The sequence below is a fragment of the Rhodococcus sp. DMU2021 genome (assembly GCF_019641445.1).
Lineage (GTDB): Bacteria > Actinomycetota > Actinomycetes > Mycobacteriales > Mycobacteriaceae > Rhodococcus > Rhodococcus pyridinivorans.
In genome coordinates this window covers 78555-95672 of the sequence record NZ_JAIFKB010000001.1, presented here as the reverse complement: position 1 = coordinate 95672, position 17118 = coordinate 78555, and the positions used below count along the sequence as shown (strand labels likewise).

Genomic DNA, 17118 nt, shown 5'->3' with positions numbered 1-17118 from the left:
TGAAGATGCCCGGAGAGGACGGGTCGGTCACGCGACGTCGTCCTTCTCGAAGCGGCTGCGGCAACCCGGGCAGCAGAACCACATCGTCCGGCCCGCAACGACGAGGTGCGGGGTGGACTCGGTGATCGTGACGGTCATCCCGCACACCGGGTCGACGGCCGTCTGCGGCTTCGACTCCGTCTCCCTCGGCACCTCGACGCGTCGACAACTCTCCTCGGAGGGGCGGATGAGGCTGCCGCTGCGCGCGACTCGCACGATGTCGGCCACGATCGACAGTCCGATCTCCGCGGGGGTGCGGGCACCGATATCGAGCCCGACCGGGGTGTGCACGTGGGCACGCTCGTCGTCGGTCGGATCCACCTCGTCGAGCACCGCGGCGCCACGGGTGTGACTGGCGACCAGACCGATATAGCGGCTTCCGGCGTCGAGCGCCGCGCGGATCACACTCCCCTCGTCGCCTCCGTGACTCGCGACGATCACCACCGACGCCTCGGCAGGCACTCGCGTCCCGCGGATCCGTTCCACCGAGTAGTCGACGCGCCGCGCGAAGTCGCTCACGGCGTCGGCCACGGGCGAGTCCCCGAAGACGGCCACCACGAGCGCAGGCATCCGCGGCTCGAGAAAGATCTCGGTGGCCCCACCGGACATGCACGGGTTGACCGCGATCGTCGCCCCCGGGGTGTCGGGGAACTCGGCGGCTCCGGCCGGCAGCACCCGTAGGAGCATGCTCTCCCCTCGCTCGAGCACCGTGCGGGACATTTCGCGCACCGAGTTCTCGGTGCACTGTCCGCCGACGAACCCCTCGATCGTGCCGTCGGCGTGGACGAGCGCCCGGTCGCCCGAGTGCGCGGACGTCGGCGGCTGTGCCCGTACGACGGTCGCTTCCACGAACGGGCGGCGTTCGCTGCGCAACTGTGCTGCCCGCACCGCAAGGTCCATGTCCTCGTACTCCGCTCGTTCCACTCGAATCCTTCTGTCGCGTCGCTCAGATCGGCGGGGTCGCGCGACCCTGCATGGCTTCCCACACCCGCGACGGTGTCAACGGCATGTCGGCGTGCCGGACGCCGAGGGGTTTCAACGCATCGACCACGGCGTTGACGATCGCGGGTGGGGAACCGACCGTGGCGGATTCGCCGATGCCCTTCGCGCCGATCGGGTGATGCGGTGACGGAGTGACGGTGAACGCCGTCTCGAGCGTGGGTACCTCGAGGGCGGTGGGGATCAGGTAGTCCATGAACGACCCGCCCAGGCAGGTGCCGTTCTCGTCGAACGCGATCATCTCCATCAGGGCCATGCCGATCCCGTCGACGATGCCACCGTGCACCTGCCCCTCGATGATCATCGGGTTGATGCGGGTGCCGCAGTCGTCCACGGCCAGGAACCGGCGGATCTTCACCTCCGCGGTGCCGGGATCGACGTCGACGACACAGAAGTAGGCGCCATAGGGATAGGTGAGGTTCTCGGGGTTGTAGCAGATCTGCGCCTCGAGACCGCCTTCGAGACCTTCGGGCAGATCGCCGGCGCCGTGGGCCCGCATCGCGATGTCCTGGATCGTGACCGCCGCTGACGGGTCGCCCTTGACTCGGAAGGTGCCCTTCTCCCATTCGAGATCGGCGACGGAGACCTCGAGCATGCCCGATGCGATTATCTTCGCCTTGTCGCGCACCTTGCGGGCTACCAGCGCGGCGGCCGCGCCGGACACCGGTGTCGAGCGGCTTCCGTAGGTGCCGAGCCCGAAGGGGGTGTTGTCGGTGTCTCCGTGGACGACGTCGATGTCGTCGGGCGGGATGCCGATCTCCTCCGCGACGATCTGCGCGAAAGTCGTCTCGTGTCCTTGCCCCTGGGACTGCACCGACAATCTCACCACGGCCTTGCCGGTGGGATGGACACGCAGTTCGCAGCCGTCGGCCATGCCGAGACCGAGGATGTCCATGTCCTTGCGCGGACCGGCGCCGACGGCCTCGGTGAAGAACGACATGCCGATACCCATCAGCTCACCCCGTGCGCGGCGTTCGGCCTGCTCGCGGCGCAGCTCGTCGTAGCCGACGATGTCCATGGCCTTGCGCATGGTGGTCTCGTAGTCGCCCGAGTCGTACTTCCAGCCGGTCTTGCTCGTGTAGGGGAACTGATCAGGGCGCAGGAGGTTTTTCAGGCGCAGTTCCGCAGGGTCCATGTCGAGGTCGTAGGCGAGGCAGTCGACGAGCCGTTCGACGAAGTACACGGCCTCGGTGATGCGGAACGAGCAGGCGTAGGCGACGCCGCCGGGTGCCTTGTTGGTGTAGACCGCGGTCATGTGGGAGTAGGCGGCCTCGATGTCGTAACTGCCGGTGAACACACCGAAGAAGCCGGCCGGATATTTCACCGGGGCCGCGGTGGCGTTGAAGGCGCCGTGGTCGGCGAGGACACGGGACCTGATCGCGAGGATGCGACCTTCCTTCGTCGCCGCGATCTCCCCGACCATGATGTAGTCGCGTGCGAAGCCGGTGCTCATGAGGTTCTCGCTGCGGTCCTCCATCCACTTCACCGGATGACCGGTGACCAGCGACGCGACGATCGCTCCGACGTAGCCGGGGTAGATGGGGACCTTATTGCCGAATCCCCCGCCGATGTCGGGTGAGATGACGCGGATCTTGTGCTCGGGCAGACCCGCCACCAGCGCGTACAGCGTGCGATGGGCGTGCGGGGCCTGTGTGGTGGACCAGAGCGTCAGCTTCCCGGAGATCCGGTCGTAATCGGCGACCGCACCGCAGGTCTCCATCGGCGCGGGATGCACGCGTGGATAGACGATCTCCTGCCGGGTGACGACGTCGGCCTTCGCGAAGACCGCGTCGGTGGCCGCGGCATCGCCGGTTTCCCAGTCGAAGCAGTGGTTGTCGGTCTTGCCGTCGAGATCGGTCCGGATCACCGGTGCCTCGGGCGACAGGGCCGTGCGCACGTCGACGACCGGGTCGAGCATCTCGTAGTCGACGTCGATCAGTTCGAGGGCGTCGCGCGCCGAGTAGTGGTCGTCGGCGACGACGAAGGCGACCTCCTGACCGTGGAAGCGCACCTTGTCGGTGGCCAGCACGGCCTGTACGTCGTTCGACAGCGTCGGCATCCAGGCGAGCCCCTTCTCTGCCAGATCGGCGCCCGTGATCACCGCCCGCACCTTCGGGTGCGCGAGGGCGGCGGACGTGTCGATGCCGTTGATGCGCGCATGCGCAACCGGCGATCGGAGCACCGCGAGATGCAGCATGCCGGGCAGCCGGACGTCGTCGACGTAGTTGCCGCGGCCCCGCACGAACCGCGGGTCCTCCTTGCGCAGCATCCGGCCGTGTCCGCACGGCTTGCCATCGTTGTCCTGTTCCTCCGGGCGTGTGTCCGGTTCGACCGCGGTCATCACGACACCTCCGTGGGTTGCGCCTTCGAGGAGTGTTCGGCGGCCCACCGGACCGACCGGACGATGGTGGTGTAGCCGGTGCAGCGGCAGATCTGCCCGGAGATCGCCTCGCGGATCGTCGCCTCGTCGGGGTCGGGATCGCGGTCGAGCAGGGACCGCGCGGTGATCATCATTCCCGGGGTGCAGAAGCCGCACTGCAGTCCGTGGCAACGCACGAAGCCTTCCTGCACGGGGTCGAGGACACCGTCGCGTTCGAGTCCCTCGACGGTGAGCACCTCGTGGCCGGCGGCCATGACCGCCAGCGTGGTGCACGACTTCACCGGCTCGCCGTCCACGGCGACGACACACGTACCGCAGTTGCTCGTGTCGCAACCCCAGTGGGTTCCGGTCAGACCGAGGTGGTCGCGCAGGAAGTGCACGAGCAGCGTCCGGGGTTCGACGTCGGCGGTGACACTCTCGCCGTTGACCGTCATCGAGATCTGCATCGGTTCACACCCTTTCGGTGACGCCGAGACGTTCGGCGGATTGGCGCAGGGCCCGCACCGTCAACTCCGATGCGAGGTGACGCTTGTAGGCGGCAGTGCCGCGCTGATCGGTCTCGGGATCGCATGCCGACGCGGCCGCCGCTCCCGCCTCGCGGAAGAGTTCCTCCGAGGCCGGCGAGCCGCGCAACAGCTCGGACACCCTCGACAGCGCCGCCTCGTCGGCGCGCACCGCCGTCAGCCCGACACGCGCGTCGGTGATGCGTCCGTCGTCCGACATCCACAGCGCGGCGCCCGCGGCGGCCACCGCCCAGTCGCCGGTGCGACGCTCGACCTTCTCGTACGCACTGGCCCCGGTGCCCTTCCTCGGCAGCCGCACCTCGACGAGCAGTTCGTTCGGGGCGACCGCCGTCTCGTAGGGGCCGAGATGGAAGTCGTGGAAATCGAGCTCGCGCACCCCGCCCGGTCCGCGTACGACACAGGTCGCGCCGAGCACTGCACACACGGTGGACAGATCCTCGGCAGGATCTGCCTGACACAACGACCCACCGAGCGTTCCACGATTGCGGACGACAGGATCGGCGATCACGCGCTCGGCATCGCGGAAGATCGGGAAGATCTCGGCGAGTTCGTCGGATTCGAGAAGCCGGCGGTGCCGGACCAGGGCACCGAGGCGCACGGACCCGGGTTCGAACACGATGTGATCGAGTTCGTCCGCGAGATCGTTGATGTCGATCAAGTACTCCGGATTCGCGAGCCGAAGTTTCATCATCGGCAGCAGACTGTGCCCGCCGGCGACGACCCGGGCCCCCTCTCCGTGCCGGTCGAGCAACTCGACGGCGTGATCCACTCCGGTGGCACGCTCGTACTCGAATGGGCCAGGAACCTGCATGAAGAACTCCCGCCATCAGGTGGCGCGGACCGGTTTCCCCCACCAGCCGCCCACGATTCCCCCTTGGTGCGCTCATAGTAGACCCGACTCGAGATCGATGCGACGAAACGGGCGAATCAGAATCGAATCGTTCCCTTGCGGTCGACGGTGTGTGCCGTAACGCCGCCGTCGTCCGGAGTCCTCGGCGGTGCGAGCGGATAGCGTGGAAGGAGCCGACTGGCGGACCCGACGGGAGCACCACACAGATCCATGGACGTGATCAACGAATTCATCATCGGCCAGGCCGCAGCCCTGTGGGTCTACCCGTTGCTCTTCGCCGTGTGCATCCTCGACGGCTTCTTCCCACCGGTGCCCAGCGAGACCGTCCTGGTGACCCTGTCGTCCCTCTCCGGCTCGACCGGGCGTCCTTACCTGTGGATCGTCATCGTGCTCGCGGCGCTCGGCGCGATCATCGGTGACAACATCGCGTACGCGATCGGACGGAAGGTCGGTACCGAACGGTTCCGGTGGATGCGCCGCCCGAGGGCACGAGCCGCTTTCGCGTGGGCGCGGCGCGGACTCGACAAGCGCGGCGCCGCAGTGATCCTCACGGCGCGATACATCCCGATCGGCCGGATCGCTGTGAACATGACGGCCGGAGCGACCCGCTACCCGCGGCAGAAGTTCGTGCCGCTCACGATCCTCGGTGGCACGACCTGGGCGCTGTACTCGGCGTTCGTGGGGCGCCTCGTCGGCGGTTGGTTCGAATCGCAGCCGCTGTTCGGCGCCGCGGTCGCCATCTGCGTCGCGGTGGTCCTGGGTGTCGGAATCGACCATCTCATCCAACGGTTCAAGACCGGTCGAGTGGACGTTCCGCGGGGCGAATCGAGCCCCGACGACGAACGGGGCAGCACGCTCGAGCGCTGACCCCGGCGGGTACGAGGGTGTGTGCGGCGACCTCGGGGAGCACCCGCTAAGATTCTGGCCGCGCCTCCGTAGCTCAGCTGGATAGAGCAAGAGCCTTCTAATCTCTAGGTCGCAGGTTCGAGTCCTGCCGGGGGCACCTCGACCGCCGGCGGACCACCCGTCGCGGGGCCGCACATCATACCGGTGAACTGGGCATTTCGCCCGGTAGACAGGCCGTTCGGATCGTGTGTTTCTCATCCCACCTTGCCGCAGGGTTAACACATGCTAAGGGCCACGTCCTATAGTTCTCGTCGTAAATCCCGTGTTACAGAATCCTCACAGAGTCAGGTAGGTGGGCGTGTCGACATCGGACCGCATCGAAGAGATCTACGAGCAGGTCAAGGCCCGCAACGCAGGTGAACCCGAATTCCACCAGGCTGCGGCCGAAGTGTTCGAGTCTCTGCATGTCGTGCTCGAGCGGCACCCCGGATACTTCGAATCCGGTCTGATCGAGCGCCTGTGCGAGCCGGAGCGGCAGATCATCTTCCGCGTGCCGTGGATCGATGATCAAGGTAACGTCCACGTCAACCGTGGCTTCCGCGTGCAGTACAACAGCGTTCTCGGCCCCTATAAGGGCGGGCTGCGCTTCCACCCGAGCGTCAACCTCGGCATCGTCAAGTTCCTCGGCTTCGAGCAGATCTTCAAGAACGCCCTCACCGGCCTGCCCATCGGCGGCGGCAAGGGCGGCTCGGACTTCGACCCCAAGGGTCGCTCCGAGCAGGAGATCATGCGCTTCTGCCAGTCGTTCATGACCGAGCTGCACCGCCACATCGGTGAGTACACCGACGTCCCGGCCGGTGACATCGGCGTCGGCGGCCGCGAGATCGGGTACCTGTTCGGCCAGTACAAGCGCCTCACCAACTCCTACGAGTCCGGCGTCCTTACCGGCAAGGGCCTGACCTGGGGTGGTTCGCAGGTGCGCAAGGAGGCCACCGGTTACGGCGCGGCCTACTTCGTCAACGAGATGGCCAAGACCGCCGGCACCTCGCTCGACGGCCGCACCGCCGTCGTCTCGGGTTCGGGCAACGTCGCGATCTACGCCATCGAGAAGATCCACCAGCTCGGCGGCACCGCGATCGCGTGCTCCGACTCCTCCGGCTACATCGTCGACCGCAAGGGCCTCGACGTCGCTCTCCTCAAGGAGATCAAGGAGGTCCGCCGCGGACGCATCTCCGAGTACGTCGACGAGCGCGGCGACGCCGAGTTCTTCCCCGGCGGCAACATCTGGAACGTGCCGTGCGACGTCGCACTGCCGTGCGCCACGCAGAACGAACTCGACGAGGACTCGGCGAAGACCCTTGTCAGCAACGGCGTGAAGATCGTCGCCGAGGGCGCCAACATGCCCACCACCCCGGGCGGCATCAGTGTCTTCCGCGACGCCGGAGTCGCCTTCGCGCCCGGCAAGGCCGCCAACGCCGGTGGTGTGGCGACCTCGGCGCTGGAGATGCAGCAGAACGCCTCGCGCGACTCGTGGCACTTCGACTACACCGACGAGCGTCTCGCCGGGATCATGGCAGACATCCACGGCCGCTGCGTCGAGACCGCCGCCGAGTACGGCAAGCCGGGCGACTACATCCACGGCGCCAACATCGCCGGCTTCGTGAAGGTCGCCGACGCCATGTTCGCACTGGGCGTCATCTGACGCTGTGTTCGCACTGGGCGTCATCTGACGACTGATTCTTCATGCGAAGTGCGGGTACCGACGAGTTCGGTACCCGCACTTTGCGTTTCGGGTGAAGGGTCGTCCCGCCGGAGAGTGCGGGGACGGCGACTCTAGCGGACGATCTCGCGGCGGTCGTCGGGGAGCCGGCGTGTGCGACCCGCCTTGTCGAGCCGGTCGAGCAACGGCAGGACCACCCGCCGTGTCGTTCCCAGGCGTTCGCGCGCGGCACTGGTCGTGAAGGGCTGGTCCAATTCGCCCAGCAGCTCCACGGCCGTGTCGGCGGCGTCGGGGAGCAGGACGATGCCCGGGCCCGCCCGCCACAACCGTCCGCTGCGTTCGGCCGCGCCGAGGGCCCGGTCGTCGAGGCCGAGCTCGCGTAGGCGATCGGCGGTCGGGGCCGCGAACGGGGCGGCCGACAGGTCGCGGCGCACCTGCTCGACGGCTTTGCGGATCTTCGGCGGTAGACCGTCGGCGCCGGGAGCGATCACCCGCCCCCCGACCACTTCGAGCGGAGGTCGCACCAGCGCCCGGACGAGGTCCGGTGTGGGAAGACGCAGCTGCGACGCCAGCACCGTCAACGGCGCCGCCGGATCCAGTGGATGGGTGCGGGCATGGGCCTGCACGAGTGTGGGCAGCCGGTCGGCGACGGTCTTCGCGAGACCGGGTGCGACGAGCCACGGCCCGACCGTCAGGTGCTCTCCCCGTGCGAGTGGGATGCCCAACTGTCGCAACCGTTGCCGGTGCAGGAGTCCGCGGCGGGCGAGTTCGTCGGCCAGGTGCGGCGTCCCGTCGGCCCCTGCCAGTTGCAGCGCGCGGCGTGCCGCCGCGCCGCGACGCCGGAATCGGGGTGGATCGGGGTCGAGAACGGCGGCTCGCCAGATCATCCGGCGGCCCGGGTCGCGCAGCAACGCGCGGTCGCCGATCCGCAGGGGCAGCGGGCGGTCGAGGGTGAGCCGGACGAGATCGTCTGCCAGCGGACGGCACCGGACACCGACGTCCGCGGCTCCGATGTGCAGCACCGGAGCGACGGGCGGCCGGTCGTCGCCGCTGATCCGAACGTCGACGACGGTGGTGTGGTGCCACGCGCCGGGCGTGACGAGCACACTGCCCCGTCCCAGATCGTCGACCCGGCCGGTGAGATTGAGGGCGACCCTGGCCACGCCGCTCACCGCGCTCCGGTCGCGACCGAGTGCCTGCACGCTGCGGACCCGCAGCGGCGTGTCCCCCAGCACGAGGGTGTCCCCCACGCGCACCGTGCCCGCGGGAAGGGTTCCGGTGACGACGGTTCCGGATCCACGCACGGTGAACCGGCGGTCCACCCAGAGCCGGACGTCGGCCTGCGGATCGGGGTCCGGAAGCGAGGCGACCATCGTCGTCAGTGCGCTCCGGAGGTCGTCGAGGCCCATCCCGGTGCGCCCGCTCACGGCGACGACGGGCGCCCCCGCCAGACTCGTGCGGGCGACCTCCGCCGCGGCCCGCGCGGCCGCGGGTCCCGGATCGGCGAGATCGGCCCGGGTAACGGCGACGACCGCGTGGCGCACGCGGAGCGCGTCGAGTGCTGCGAGGTGTTCGGCCGCCTGCGGCATCCACGGATCGTCGGCGGCCACCACGAACAGCGCGGCCGGGACCGATCCCACTCCGGAGAGCATCGTCGTCAGGAATCGCTCGTGCCCGGGGACGTCGACGAAGGCGACCTCCCCCACCTCTGGCCAGGACGTCCAGCAGTAGCCGAGCTCGATGGTCAGTCCTCGTCGCCGTTCCTCGGCGAGCCGATCCGGGTTCGCACCGGTGAGCGCCTCGACCAGCGTCGACTTGCCGTGATCGACGTGACCGGCGGTCGCGACGACCTGCATCAGGATCCTTCGCGAGCGGCCACGCGCGTCACGGCGTCGATCAGCTCGCCGTCCTCGGCGGGGTCGACCGCGAGCAGGTCGAGCAGCAACCGGCCGCGTTCGACGCGGCCGACGACGGGGTGCTCACCGAGCCGCAACGGGAGTGCGAGATGTTCGGGCAGGGCGATCGCGACGCTCGGCAGGACGACGTCCGGGGCGCCACCGCCCCCGACGACGCCGTCGGAGTCGACCACCTCGGGTTGGCACTCCGAGGGCAGCGCCACGCAGATCGCCTGTGCGCGGGCGCGGAGATCTTCCGGGCGGGAGGCCAGCGCCGACGCCACGGGTGGCATCGGTCCCGTCAGGGTCGCTTCGAGAGCGGCCAGGGTGAGCTTGTCGACGCGCAGCGCCCGCGCGAACGGGTCGCGCCGCAGGCGTTCCACGAGTTCGGCCCGTCCGAGCAGCAGGCCGGCCTGCGGACCGCCGAGGAGCTTGTCGCCCGAGGCGGTCACCAGGTCGGCGCCGGCACGCAGCGCGGTGGTGGCGTCGGGTTCGTTCGACAGCCGCGGATGCGGCGCGAGCAGACCCGATCCGATGTCGACCACGACGGGCGGTCCGAGTCCGGAGAGTTCCCGGACCGACACCGACGACGTGAAGCCGCTGACGGTGAAGTTCGAGGGATGCACCTTGAGGACGAAGGCGGTGTCGTCGTCGAGGGCCGCGGCGTAGTCGCTCAGGCGCACGCGGTTGGTGGTGCCGACCTCACGCAGCGTCGCGCCCACGGATTCCAGCAGTTCCGGGATCCGGAAGCCGTCACCGATCTCGACCAGTTCGCCCCGTGCGATCACGATCGAGCGACCACCGCGTGTGAGCACCCGGGTGACCAGGGCGAGAGCCGCGGCACCGTTGTTGACGACGTGGATGCCGCCGGCGTCGGGTACCTGTTCGGCGAGTGCTTCGAGGGCGCCGCGTCCTCGCCGTCCGCGCCGACCGGTGGCCAGGTCGAGTTCGACGTCGGTGGCGCCCGCCGCGGTGGACACCGCCTCGACCGCCGCTCGGGACAGCGGGGCGCGACCGAGATTGGTGTGCACCACCACGCCGGTCGCGTTGACGACGCGGCGCAGGGTGGTCGCCTGCTGCGGCAGCGACGCGACCGCGACGTCGGCGACGGCATCGGGCCCGATCTCGCCGTCGCGGCACCGTTCCTGGGCCGCGACGACGGTCTGCTTGACCAGTCGGGCGCCGAGCCGGTCGACGGCCTCGCGCAGGCGCGGATCGGCCAGAACCTGGTCGGTGCGGGGAACGTCCCGCCTCGGATCCGGCACGCGCTCCTCAATCCCACGGTCGACGAAAACTTTTGGCGGAGGCGGACGGGAATCGAACCCGCCCAGCCCAGATACTGGGCCACAACGGTTTTGAAGACCGCGACCGTCACCAGACGAGAACCACCTCCGCGCTCACCCTAACCGAAGTCGGGCCCTCGGTTACGACTCGCCCGTATGTTTGGGTTCATGACCGCACACGTCGACTTTCCCGAGGGCGCCATCCGACTCACCCAGTACGCCGCCGGCGGCGGGTGCGCATGCAAGGTTCCGCCGGGTGAACTCGAGCGGGTGCTCGGCGGTCTGCAGGGTGGACGGGCCTCCGGCGAACTGTTGGTGGGTGTGGAGAACGGCGACGACGGAGCCGCGGTCCGGATCGATCCGGCGCCCGACGGGAGCGGCCGGGCCGTCATCGTGACGGCCGACTTCTTCACCCCGGTCGTCGACGACGCCTACGACTGGGGACGGATCGCCGCCACCAACGCCATGTCCGACGTCTACGCGATGGGTGGCACGCCGATCATCGCGGTCAACCTCCTGGGCTGGCCGCGCGAGCTCATCCCGTTCGAACTCGCCGCCGAAGTCATGCGCGGCGGCGCCGACGCGTGCGCCGAGGCGGGTGCCCATCTCGCCGGCGGGCACAGCATCGACGACCGGGAGCCGAAGTACGGACTGGCGGTCACCGGTCTGGGCGATCCGGATCGCCTGCTGCGCAACGACGCTGCCACGCCCGGCCTGCCGCTGACTCTCACCAAGCCGCTCGGTCTCGGCATCCTGAACAACCGTCACAAGGCCACCGGCGAGCGTTTCGAGGAAGCGGTCGCGGTGATGACGACACTCAACCGCGAGGCGGCACAACTTGCGCACGAGGCCGGTGTCCGCGCCGCCACCGACGTCACCGGCTTCGGTCTGCTCGGCCATCTGATGAAGATGATGCGGGCCAGCGGCACGACCGCTGTGATCGACTCCGCGGCCGTGCCGTACGTCGCGGGAGCGCGCGAGTCGCTCGCGGAGGGATTCGTGCCCGGCGGGAGCCGTCGCAATCTCGATTGGGTCCGCGAGCAGGTCGACTCCGAGGTGGACGACGACGAACTACTCCTGCTCGCCGACGCTCAGACGTCCGGCGGTCTCCTGGTCGTCGGGGAGCTCCCCGGCCATCCGGTCATCGGGGAGGTGGTCCCCGCGGGCGAACACGCGATCCGGGTGCGCTGACCCCGACGACCGACGGACATGCCGACACACCTGCACGGGATCCGGATTAACCGGCACGAAGCGCGGGTAGACGGTAACTTCGGAACGAGAGCGCAGGAAAGGAGCACCGATGGCGGAGAAAGACACGTCCCTCCCCTGGCCCGTCCTGCGCCAGTTCCTCGGTAAGGACCTGCTCGGACGCGGCAAGGCCGCACGGTCCCGTCGTACCGAGGAGATCGAACCGCGCACCTCCACCGCCGATCGTGTCGCCCGCAGCGTGTGCCCCTACTGCGCTGTCGGATGCGGACAGAAGATCTTCGTCAAGGACGAAAAGGTCGTCCAGATCGAAGGCGATTCCGACAGCCCCGTGAACCGCGGGCGCCTGTGCCCCAAGGGCTCGGCGAGCAAGAACCTCGTCACCAGCGAGCTGCGAGAGACCCGGGTCCGCTACCGCCGGCCCTACGGCACCGAATGGGAAGACCTCGATCTCGACACGGCCATGGAGATGGTCGTCGACCGCGTGCTGAAGACCCGCCGCGAGACCTGGCAGGAATTCGACGACAAGGGCCACCGTGTCCGGCGCACGATGGGCATCGCCAGCCTCGGCGGTGCCACGCTGGACAACGAGGAGAACTACCTCATCAAGAAGCTGTTCACAGCGATGGGGGCGGTCCAGATCGAGAACCAGGCCCGCATATGACACTCCGCCACCGTCCCCGGTCTGGGGACCAGCTTCGGGCGCGGCGGCGCCACCGGCTACACAGCCGACCTGGCCAACGCTGACTGCATCATCATCCAGGGTTCCAACATGGCCGAAGCCCACCCGGTGGGCTTCCAGTGGGTCGTGGAGGCCCAGAAACGCGGTGCCCGCGTCATCCACATCGACCCGCGCTTCACCCGTACCAGCGCGGTGGCGGACAAGCACGTCCCGATCCGGGTCGGCAGCGACATCGCCTTCCTCGGCGGCATCGTCAACTACATCCTGGGCAACGAGCTGGACTTCCGCGAGTACGTCGTCAACTACACGAACGCCGCGGTGCTCGTCAGCGACAAGTTCGAGGACACCGACGATCTCGACGGGCTCTTCTCGGGCTTCGACCCCGAGAAGCGGACCTACGATCCGACGAGCTGGCAGTACGACGTGGAGGACGAATCCGGCGACCTGCACAAGTCGCAGGCCAACGGCTCCGACGAGCACGCCGAGCATCGGGACACGGCCGCGGGCCTGCAGAACGAGTCGCACGGCATGCAGACGGCGAGCCACCCGAGGCGCGACGAGACCCTACAGCACCCGCGGTGCGTCTACCAGGTGCTCAAGCGGCACTTCGCCCGCTACACCCCCGAGGTGGTCGAGCAGGTGTGCGGCGTCTCGCAGGAGGACTTCCTCGACGTCTGCCGCGCGTGGACCGAGAACTCCGGTCGGGAGCGGACGACGGCGCTCGTCTACAGCGTGGGCTGGACCCAGCACAGTGTCGGTGTGCAGTACATCCGCACCGGCGCGATCCTGCAGCTGCTGCTCGGCAACATGGGCCGCCCCGGCGGAGGCATCATGGCGCTGCGCGGTCATGCCAGCATCCAGGGCTCGACCGACATCCCGACGTTGTTCAACCTGTTGCCCGGCTACCTGCCGATGCCCGACGCGAACAAGCACCACTCGTTCACGGACTGGGTCGACAGCGTGCGCAACCCGGGCAGCAAGGGTTTCTGGTCGAAGGCCGACGCCTACGCGGTGAACCTGCTCAAGGCATACTGGGGCGACGCGGCGACCGCCGACAACGACTACTGCTTCGACTACATGCCGAAGATCACCGGCGACCACGGCACCTACCGTTCGGTGCTCGACATGATCGATGGAAAGGTCAAGGGCTACTTCCTCCTCGGGCAGAACCCGGCCGTCGGCTCCGCCCACGGGCGCGCGCAGAGGCTCGGGATGGCGAACCTCGACTGGCTCGTGGTGCGCGACCTGTTCGAGATCGAGAGCGCCAACTTCTGGAAGGACTCCCCGGAGATCGAGACCGGTGAGATCGTGACCGAGGAGTGCGCCACCGAGGTGTTCCTCTTCCCGGCGGCCTCCTACGCCGAGAAGGAAGGCACCTTCACGCAGACCCAGCGGATGCTGCAGTGGCGGGAGAAGGCCGTCGAGCCGCCCGAGGACTGCCGCTCGGAACTGTGGTTCTTCTACCACCTCGGCCGCATGATGCGGGAGCGTCTGGCCGAGTCCACCGACGAGCGCGACCGTCCGCTGCTCGACCTGGCATGGGACTACCCCGTGCACGGCGAGTACGACGAGCCGAGTGCCGACGCAGTGCTCATGGAGATCAACGGCTACGACGTCGCGACCCGTCGGCCACTGTCGTCGTTCACCGAGATGAAGAACGACGGCTCCACCCTCGGTGGCTGCTGGATCTACACCGGGGTCTACGCCGACGGCGTCAACCAGGCCAACCGGCGTAAGTCCCGGCACGAGCAGTCGTTCGTGGCTCCCGAGTGGGGCTGGGCGTGGCCGATGAACCGCCGCATCCTGTACAACCGGGCATCCGCCGACCCCGAGGGCAGGCCGTGGAGCGAACGCAAGGCCTACGTGTGGTGGGACGAGGACGCACAGCAGTGGACGGGTGCGGACGTGCCGGACTTCGAGAAGACGAAGCCGCCGAGCTACCGCTCCCCCGACGGCGCCGACGGTGTCGAGGCGCTCGAAGGGATCGATCCGTTCATCATGCAGGGCGACGGCAAGGGTGCCCTCTACGCCCCCCAGGGGCTCGTCGACGGTCCGATGCCGACGCACTACGAACCGGTGGAGTCGCCGTTCCGCAATCCGCTCTACGCGCAGCAGGCCAACCCGACGCGCATGGAGTACCGGCGTGACGACAATCCGATGAACCCCTCACCGCCGGATGAACACAGCGACGTGTTCCCCTTCGTGTTCACGACGAGTCGTCTCACCGAGCACCACACCGCCGGCGGCATGAGCCGCTATCTCGAACATCTCGCCGAACTGCAACCGGAGATGTTCGTGGAGGTCTCCCCCGCCCTGGCGGCCGAACGCGGACTCGAGCACATGGGCTGGTGCCACGTCGTCACCGCCCGCTCTGCGATCGAGGGCCGGGTCCTGGTGACCGAGCGGTTGCGTCCGCTGAAGGTGGAGGGACGGACCGTCCACCAGGTGTGGATGCCCTATCACTGGGGCAGCGGCGGCATGGTGACCGGCGACTCGACCAACGATCTGTTCGGAATCACGTTGGACCCCAACGTGCTCATCCAGGAGACCAAGGTCGGTACGTGCGACGTCCGGGCAGGACGCCGACCGTCCGGAGCGGCACTGCGGGAGTACGTCGAGGGATATGCGCGGCGGGCCGGGGTAACCGATCACGTGTACCCACCCATCGTGACGGTCCCGGACGGCGATACGGCCTCGGACGACCCACGTGCCCCGGAGACCTCGGACGACCCACGTGCCCTGGAGGAGGACGAGTGACGGGTCCCAACAGCTTCTTCGGACCGATCGACCCGGCACCCGATGCCGGGTACGAGGATCCGCCGGCTCGCAAGGGCTTCTTCACCGACACCAGTGTGTGCATCGGGTGCAAGGCTTGCGAGGTGGCCTGCAAGGAGTGGAACGACGTCCCCGAGAACGCCTTCGCGATGCTCGGCACCTCGTACGACAACAGTCATTCGCTCAACGCCAATCAGTGGCGGCACGTCGCCTTCATCGAGCGCCCTGCGGAGTCGAAACCGCCGGTCTCGCTGGGGATGCCGACCGTCGGCGCGACCCCGACGGAGCTTCCGGAGGAGGAGAAGCCGGACTTCCGCTGGTTGATGTCCTCGGACGTGTGCAAGCACTGCACCCACGCGGCGTGCCTCGACGTGTGCCCGACCGGGTCGCTGTTCCGCAGCGAGTTCGGCACGGTGGTCGTGCAGGACGACATCTGCAACGGCTGCGGATACTGCGTCGCTGCGTGCCCGTACGGCGTCATCGACCGTCGCAAGGGTCCAGAGGGCGACCCGAAGGTCGGTATCGCCCAGAAGTGCACGCTCTGTTACGACCGGCTCACCGACGGCCAGACCCCGTCCTGCGCGCAGGCGTGCCCCACGGAGTCGATCCAGTACGGCGACGTCGAGGAACTGCGCGCTCGCGCCGAGGAACGACTGGCCGCCCTGCACGAGCGCGGCGTGAGCGAGGCACGACTCTACGGCAACGATCCCGAGGACGGGGTCGGCGGGACCGGCGCCTTCTTCCTGCTCCTCGACGAACCGGAGGTCTACGGCCTGCCGCCGGATCCGGTGGTGACGACCAAGGATCTGCCGGAGATGTGGACCCGCGCCGCAGTGGCAGCGGTCGCGATGCTGGCGGGCGCCGCCGCGTCGTTCCTGAGGAGGCGCTGATGACCCAGGTGCAGCACGGCGGCAGCCCGGGCAACCCCCGCCGGTCCGGAGGTGGTCGCGGCGGCGACCGGGTGATGGTGCCGGAGGCCGACTTCGAGTCCTATTACGGACGCCAGATCGTGAAGCCGGCCCCGTGGGAACACGACATCGCGATCTATCTGTTCACCGGCGGCGTGGCCGCGGGCAGCTCGCTGCTCGCCGCGGGCGCCGATCTCACGGGGCGGCCCGCCCTGCGTCGCGTCGCCCGATTCGGTTCGCTCACATCGCTGCTCGTCAGTGTCGGTGCGCTGGTTCACGATCTCGGCAAACCGAGCCGCTTCCTCAACATGCTGCGAGTCGCCAAACCGACCTCCCCGATGTCGGTCGGTACGTGGATCCTGTCGCTGCACGGTCCGTTCGCGGGCGTCGCGGCGGTCGCGGAGATCGCCGCGATGCTCCCCGCCCGGTGGAAGCGCGGGCCGGTGCGCCTGCTGCTCGCCCTCGGCCGGCCCGCCGGGATCGTGGGTGCACTGACGGCACCGCCGGTCGCCGCCTATACCGGAGTCCTGTTGTCCGACACCGCAACCCCAGCCTGGCACTCCGCCTTCAAGGAAATCCCCTTCGTGTTCTGTGGGTCGGCAGCGGCCGCATCGGGTGGTCTCGGACTGCTGGGTGCGCCGGTCGCCGAGGCCGGGCCGGCACGCGCCTTCGCCGTCGGCGGTGCGCTCGTCGAACTCGCGACCGAGCAGCAGATGGAGAAGTCGATGGGCCTGTCGGCCGAGACGCTCCACCAGGGCCGCCCCGGGCGACTGATGAGGGCCAGCAAGGCATTGACGGTGGCCGGCGCGCTCGGCGCACTCGCCGGCCGCCGCAATCGCGTGGTATCGGCAGTGTCCGGTGCCGCTCTCATGGCCGGTTCGCTGTGCACGCGACTCGGCGTCTACGAGGCCGGCATCGCGTCGGCGAAGGATCCCAAGTACACCGTCGTTCCCCAGCGTGAACGAGTCGATCGCGGGGAACCCGTTCGTTACCGCAGCTGAGATCCGGCTC

The 17118-nt window shown here is 68.7% G+C and carries 12 protein-coding genes and 2 tRNA genes; 7 read left to right on the top strand and 7 right to left on the bottom strand.

From position 1 onward, the window contains the following. Positions 1–27 precede the first annotated feature (27 nt). Genes K3M35_RS00450 through K3M35_RS00435 form a run of 4 tightly spaced genes read right to left on the bottom strand, consistent with a single transcriptional unit; the run spans position 28 to position 4753 of the window. Positions 28–939, bottom strand: a complete 912-nt coding sequence (locus tag K3M35_RS00450; protein ID WP_037216509.1) for an XdhC family protein — start codon at positions 937–939, stop codon at positions 28–30. A gap of 46 nt (positions 940–985) precedes the next feature. Further along, entirely contained in the window at positions 986–3379 is a 2394-nt protein-coding gene (locus tag K3M35_RS00445) for an aerobic carbon-monoxide dehydrogenase large subunit (protein ID WP_064060703.1), read from the bottom strand. Next, a complete protein-coding gene (locus K3M35_RS00440; RefSeq protein ID WP_019289024.1) occupies positions 3379–3864 on the bottom strand; it encodes a (2Fe-2S)-binding protein in 486 nt (161 codons plus the stop codon). Before K3M35_RS00440 ends, K3M35_RS00445 begins: the two co-directional genes overlap by 1 nt. 4 nt (positions 3865–3868) lie before the next feature. After that, a complete protein-coding gene (locus K3M35_RS00435) occupies positions 3869–4753 on the bottom strand; it encodes a xanthine dehydrogenase family protein subunit M (protein WP_024100552.1) in 885 nt (294 codons plus the stop codon). 249 nt (positions 4754–5002) lie between these two features. On the opposite strand from K3M35_RS00435, the gene K3M35_RS00430 reads away from it, so the two are divergent. The 3 genes from K3M35_RS00430 (at position 5003) to gdhA (ending at position 7340) form a co-directional block, all read left to right on the top strand. After that, the gene (locus tag K3M35_RS00430; RefSeq protein ID WP_006551111.1) at positions 5003–5659 is read left to right on the top strand and encodes a DedA family protein; all 657 of its coding nucleotides are present in this window, start codon (positions 5003–5005) and stop codon (positions 5657–5659) included. Positions 5660–5721: 62 nt separating this feature from the next. Next, positions 5722–5795 (top strand) — tRNA-Arg (locus tag K3M35_RS00425). 201 nt (positions 5796–5996) lie between these two features. Next, positions 5997–7340: an NADP-specific glutamate dehydrogenase gene (gene gdhA / locus K3M35_RS00420; protein WP_220665852.1), complete on the top strand. Its 1344-nt coding sequence runs from the start codon at positions 5997–5999 to the stop codon at positions 7338–7340. A 131-nt stretch (positions 7341–7471) separates the two neighbouring features. On the opposite strand, the gene selB is transcribed toward gdhA, so the two are convergent. The 3 genes from selB to K3M35_RS00405 all read right to left on the bottom strand — a co-directional run bounded on the left by selB (position 7472) and on the right by K3M35_RS00405 (position 10646). Then, positions 7472–9214 (bottom strand): selenocysteine-specific translation elongation factor, encoded by a 1743-nt coding sequence (gene selB, locus K3M35_RS00415; RefSeq protein ID WP_220665851.1) that lies wholly within the window; start codon positions 9212–9214, stop codon positions 7472–7474. After that, positions 9214–10518 (bottom strand): L-seryl-tRNA(Sec) selenium transferase, encoded by a 1305-nt coding sequence (selA, locus tag K3M35_RS00410; RefSeq protein WP_220665850.1) that lies wholly within the window; start codon positions 10516–10518, stop codon positions 9214–9216. The genes selB and selA overlap by 1 nt, the downstream gene beginning before the upstream one ends. Before the next feature lie 33 nt (positions 10519–10551). Beyond that, positions 10552–10646: transfer RNA gene (locus tag K3M35_RS00405), tRNA-Sec, on the bottom strand. 58 nt (positions 10647–10704) lie between these two features. Between K3M35_RS00405 and selD the strand changes: the two genes are divergently transcribed. The 4 genes from selD (at position 10705) to nrfD (ending at position 17108) form a co-directional block, all read left to right on the top strand. Beyond that, entirely contained in the window at positions 10705–11727 is a 1023-nt protein-coding gene (gene selD, locus K3M35_RS00400) for a selenide, water dikinase SelD (protein WP_024100547.1), read from the top strand. Positions 11728–11836: 109 nt separating this feature from the next. Next, positions 11837–15181, top strand: a complete 3345-nt coding sequence (gene fdh, locus K3M35_RS00390; RefSeq protein ID WP_259443449.1) for a formate dehydrogenase — start codon at positions 11837–11839, stop codon at positions 15179–15181. Next, the gene (locus tag K3M35_RS00385; protein WP_024100544.1) at positions 15178–16089 is read left to right on the top strand and encodes a 4Fe-4S dicluster domain-containing protein; all 912 of its coding nucleotides are present in this window, start codon (positions 15178–15180) and stop codon (positions 16087–16089) included. The genes fdh and K3M35_RS00385 overlap by 4 nt, the downstream gene beginning before the upstream one ends. Further along, positions 16089–17108, top strand: coding sequence for an NrfD/PsrC family molybdoenzyme membrane anchor subunit (nrfD, locus tag K3M35_RS00380; protein WP_064256404.1), 1020 nt, complete (start codon positions 16089–16091; stop codon positions 17106–17108). Before K3M35_RS00385 ends, nrfD begins: the two co-directional genes overlap by 1 nt. Positions 17109–17118 lie beyond the last annotated feature (10 nt).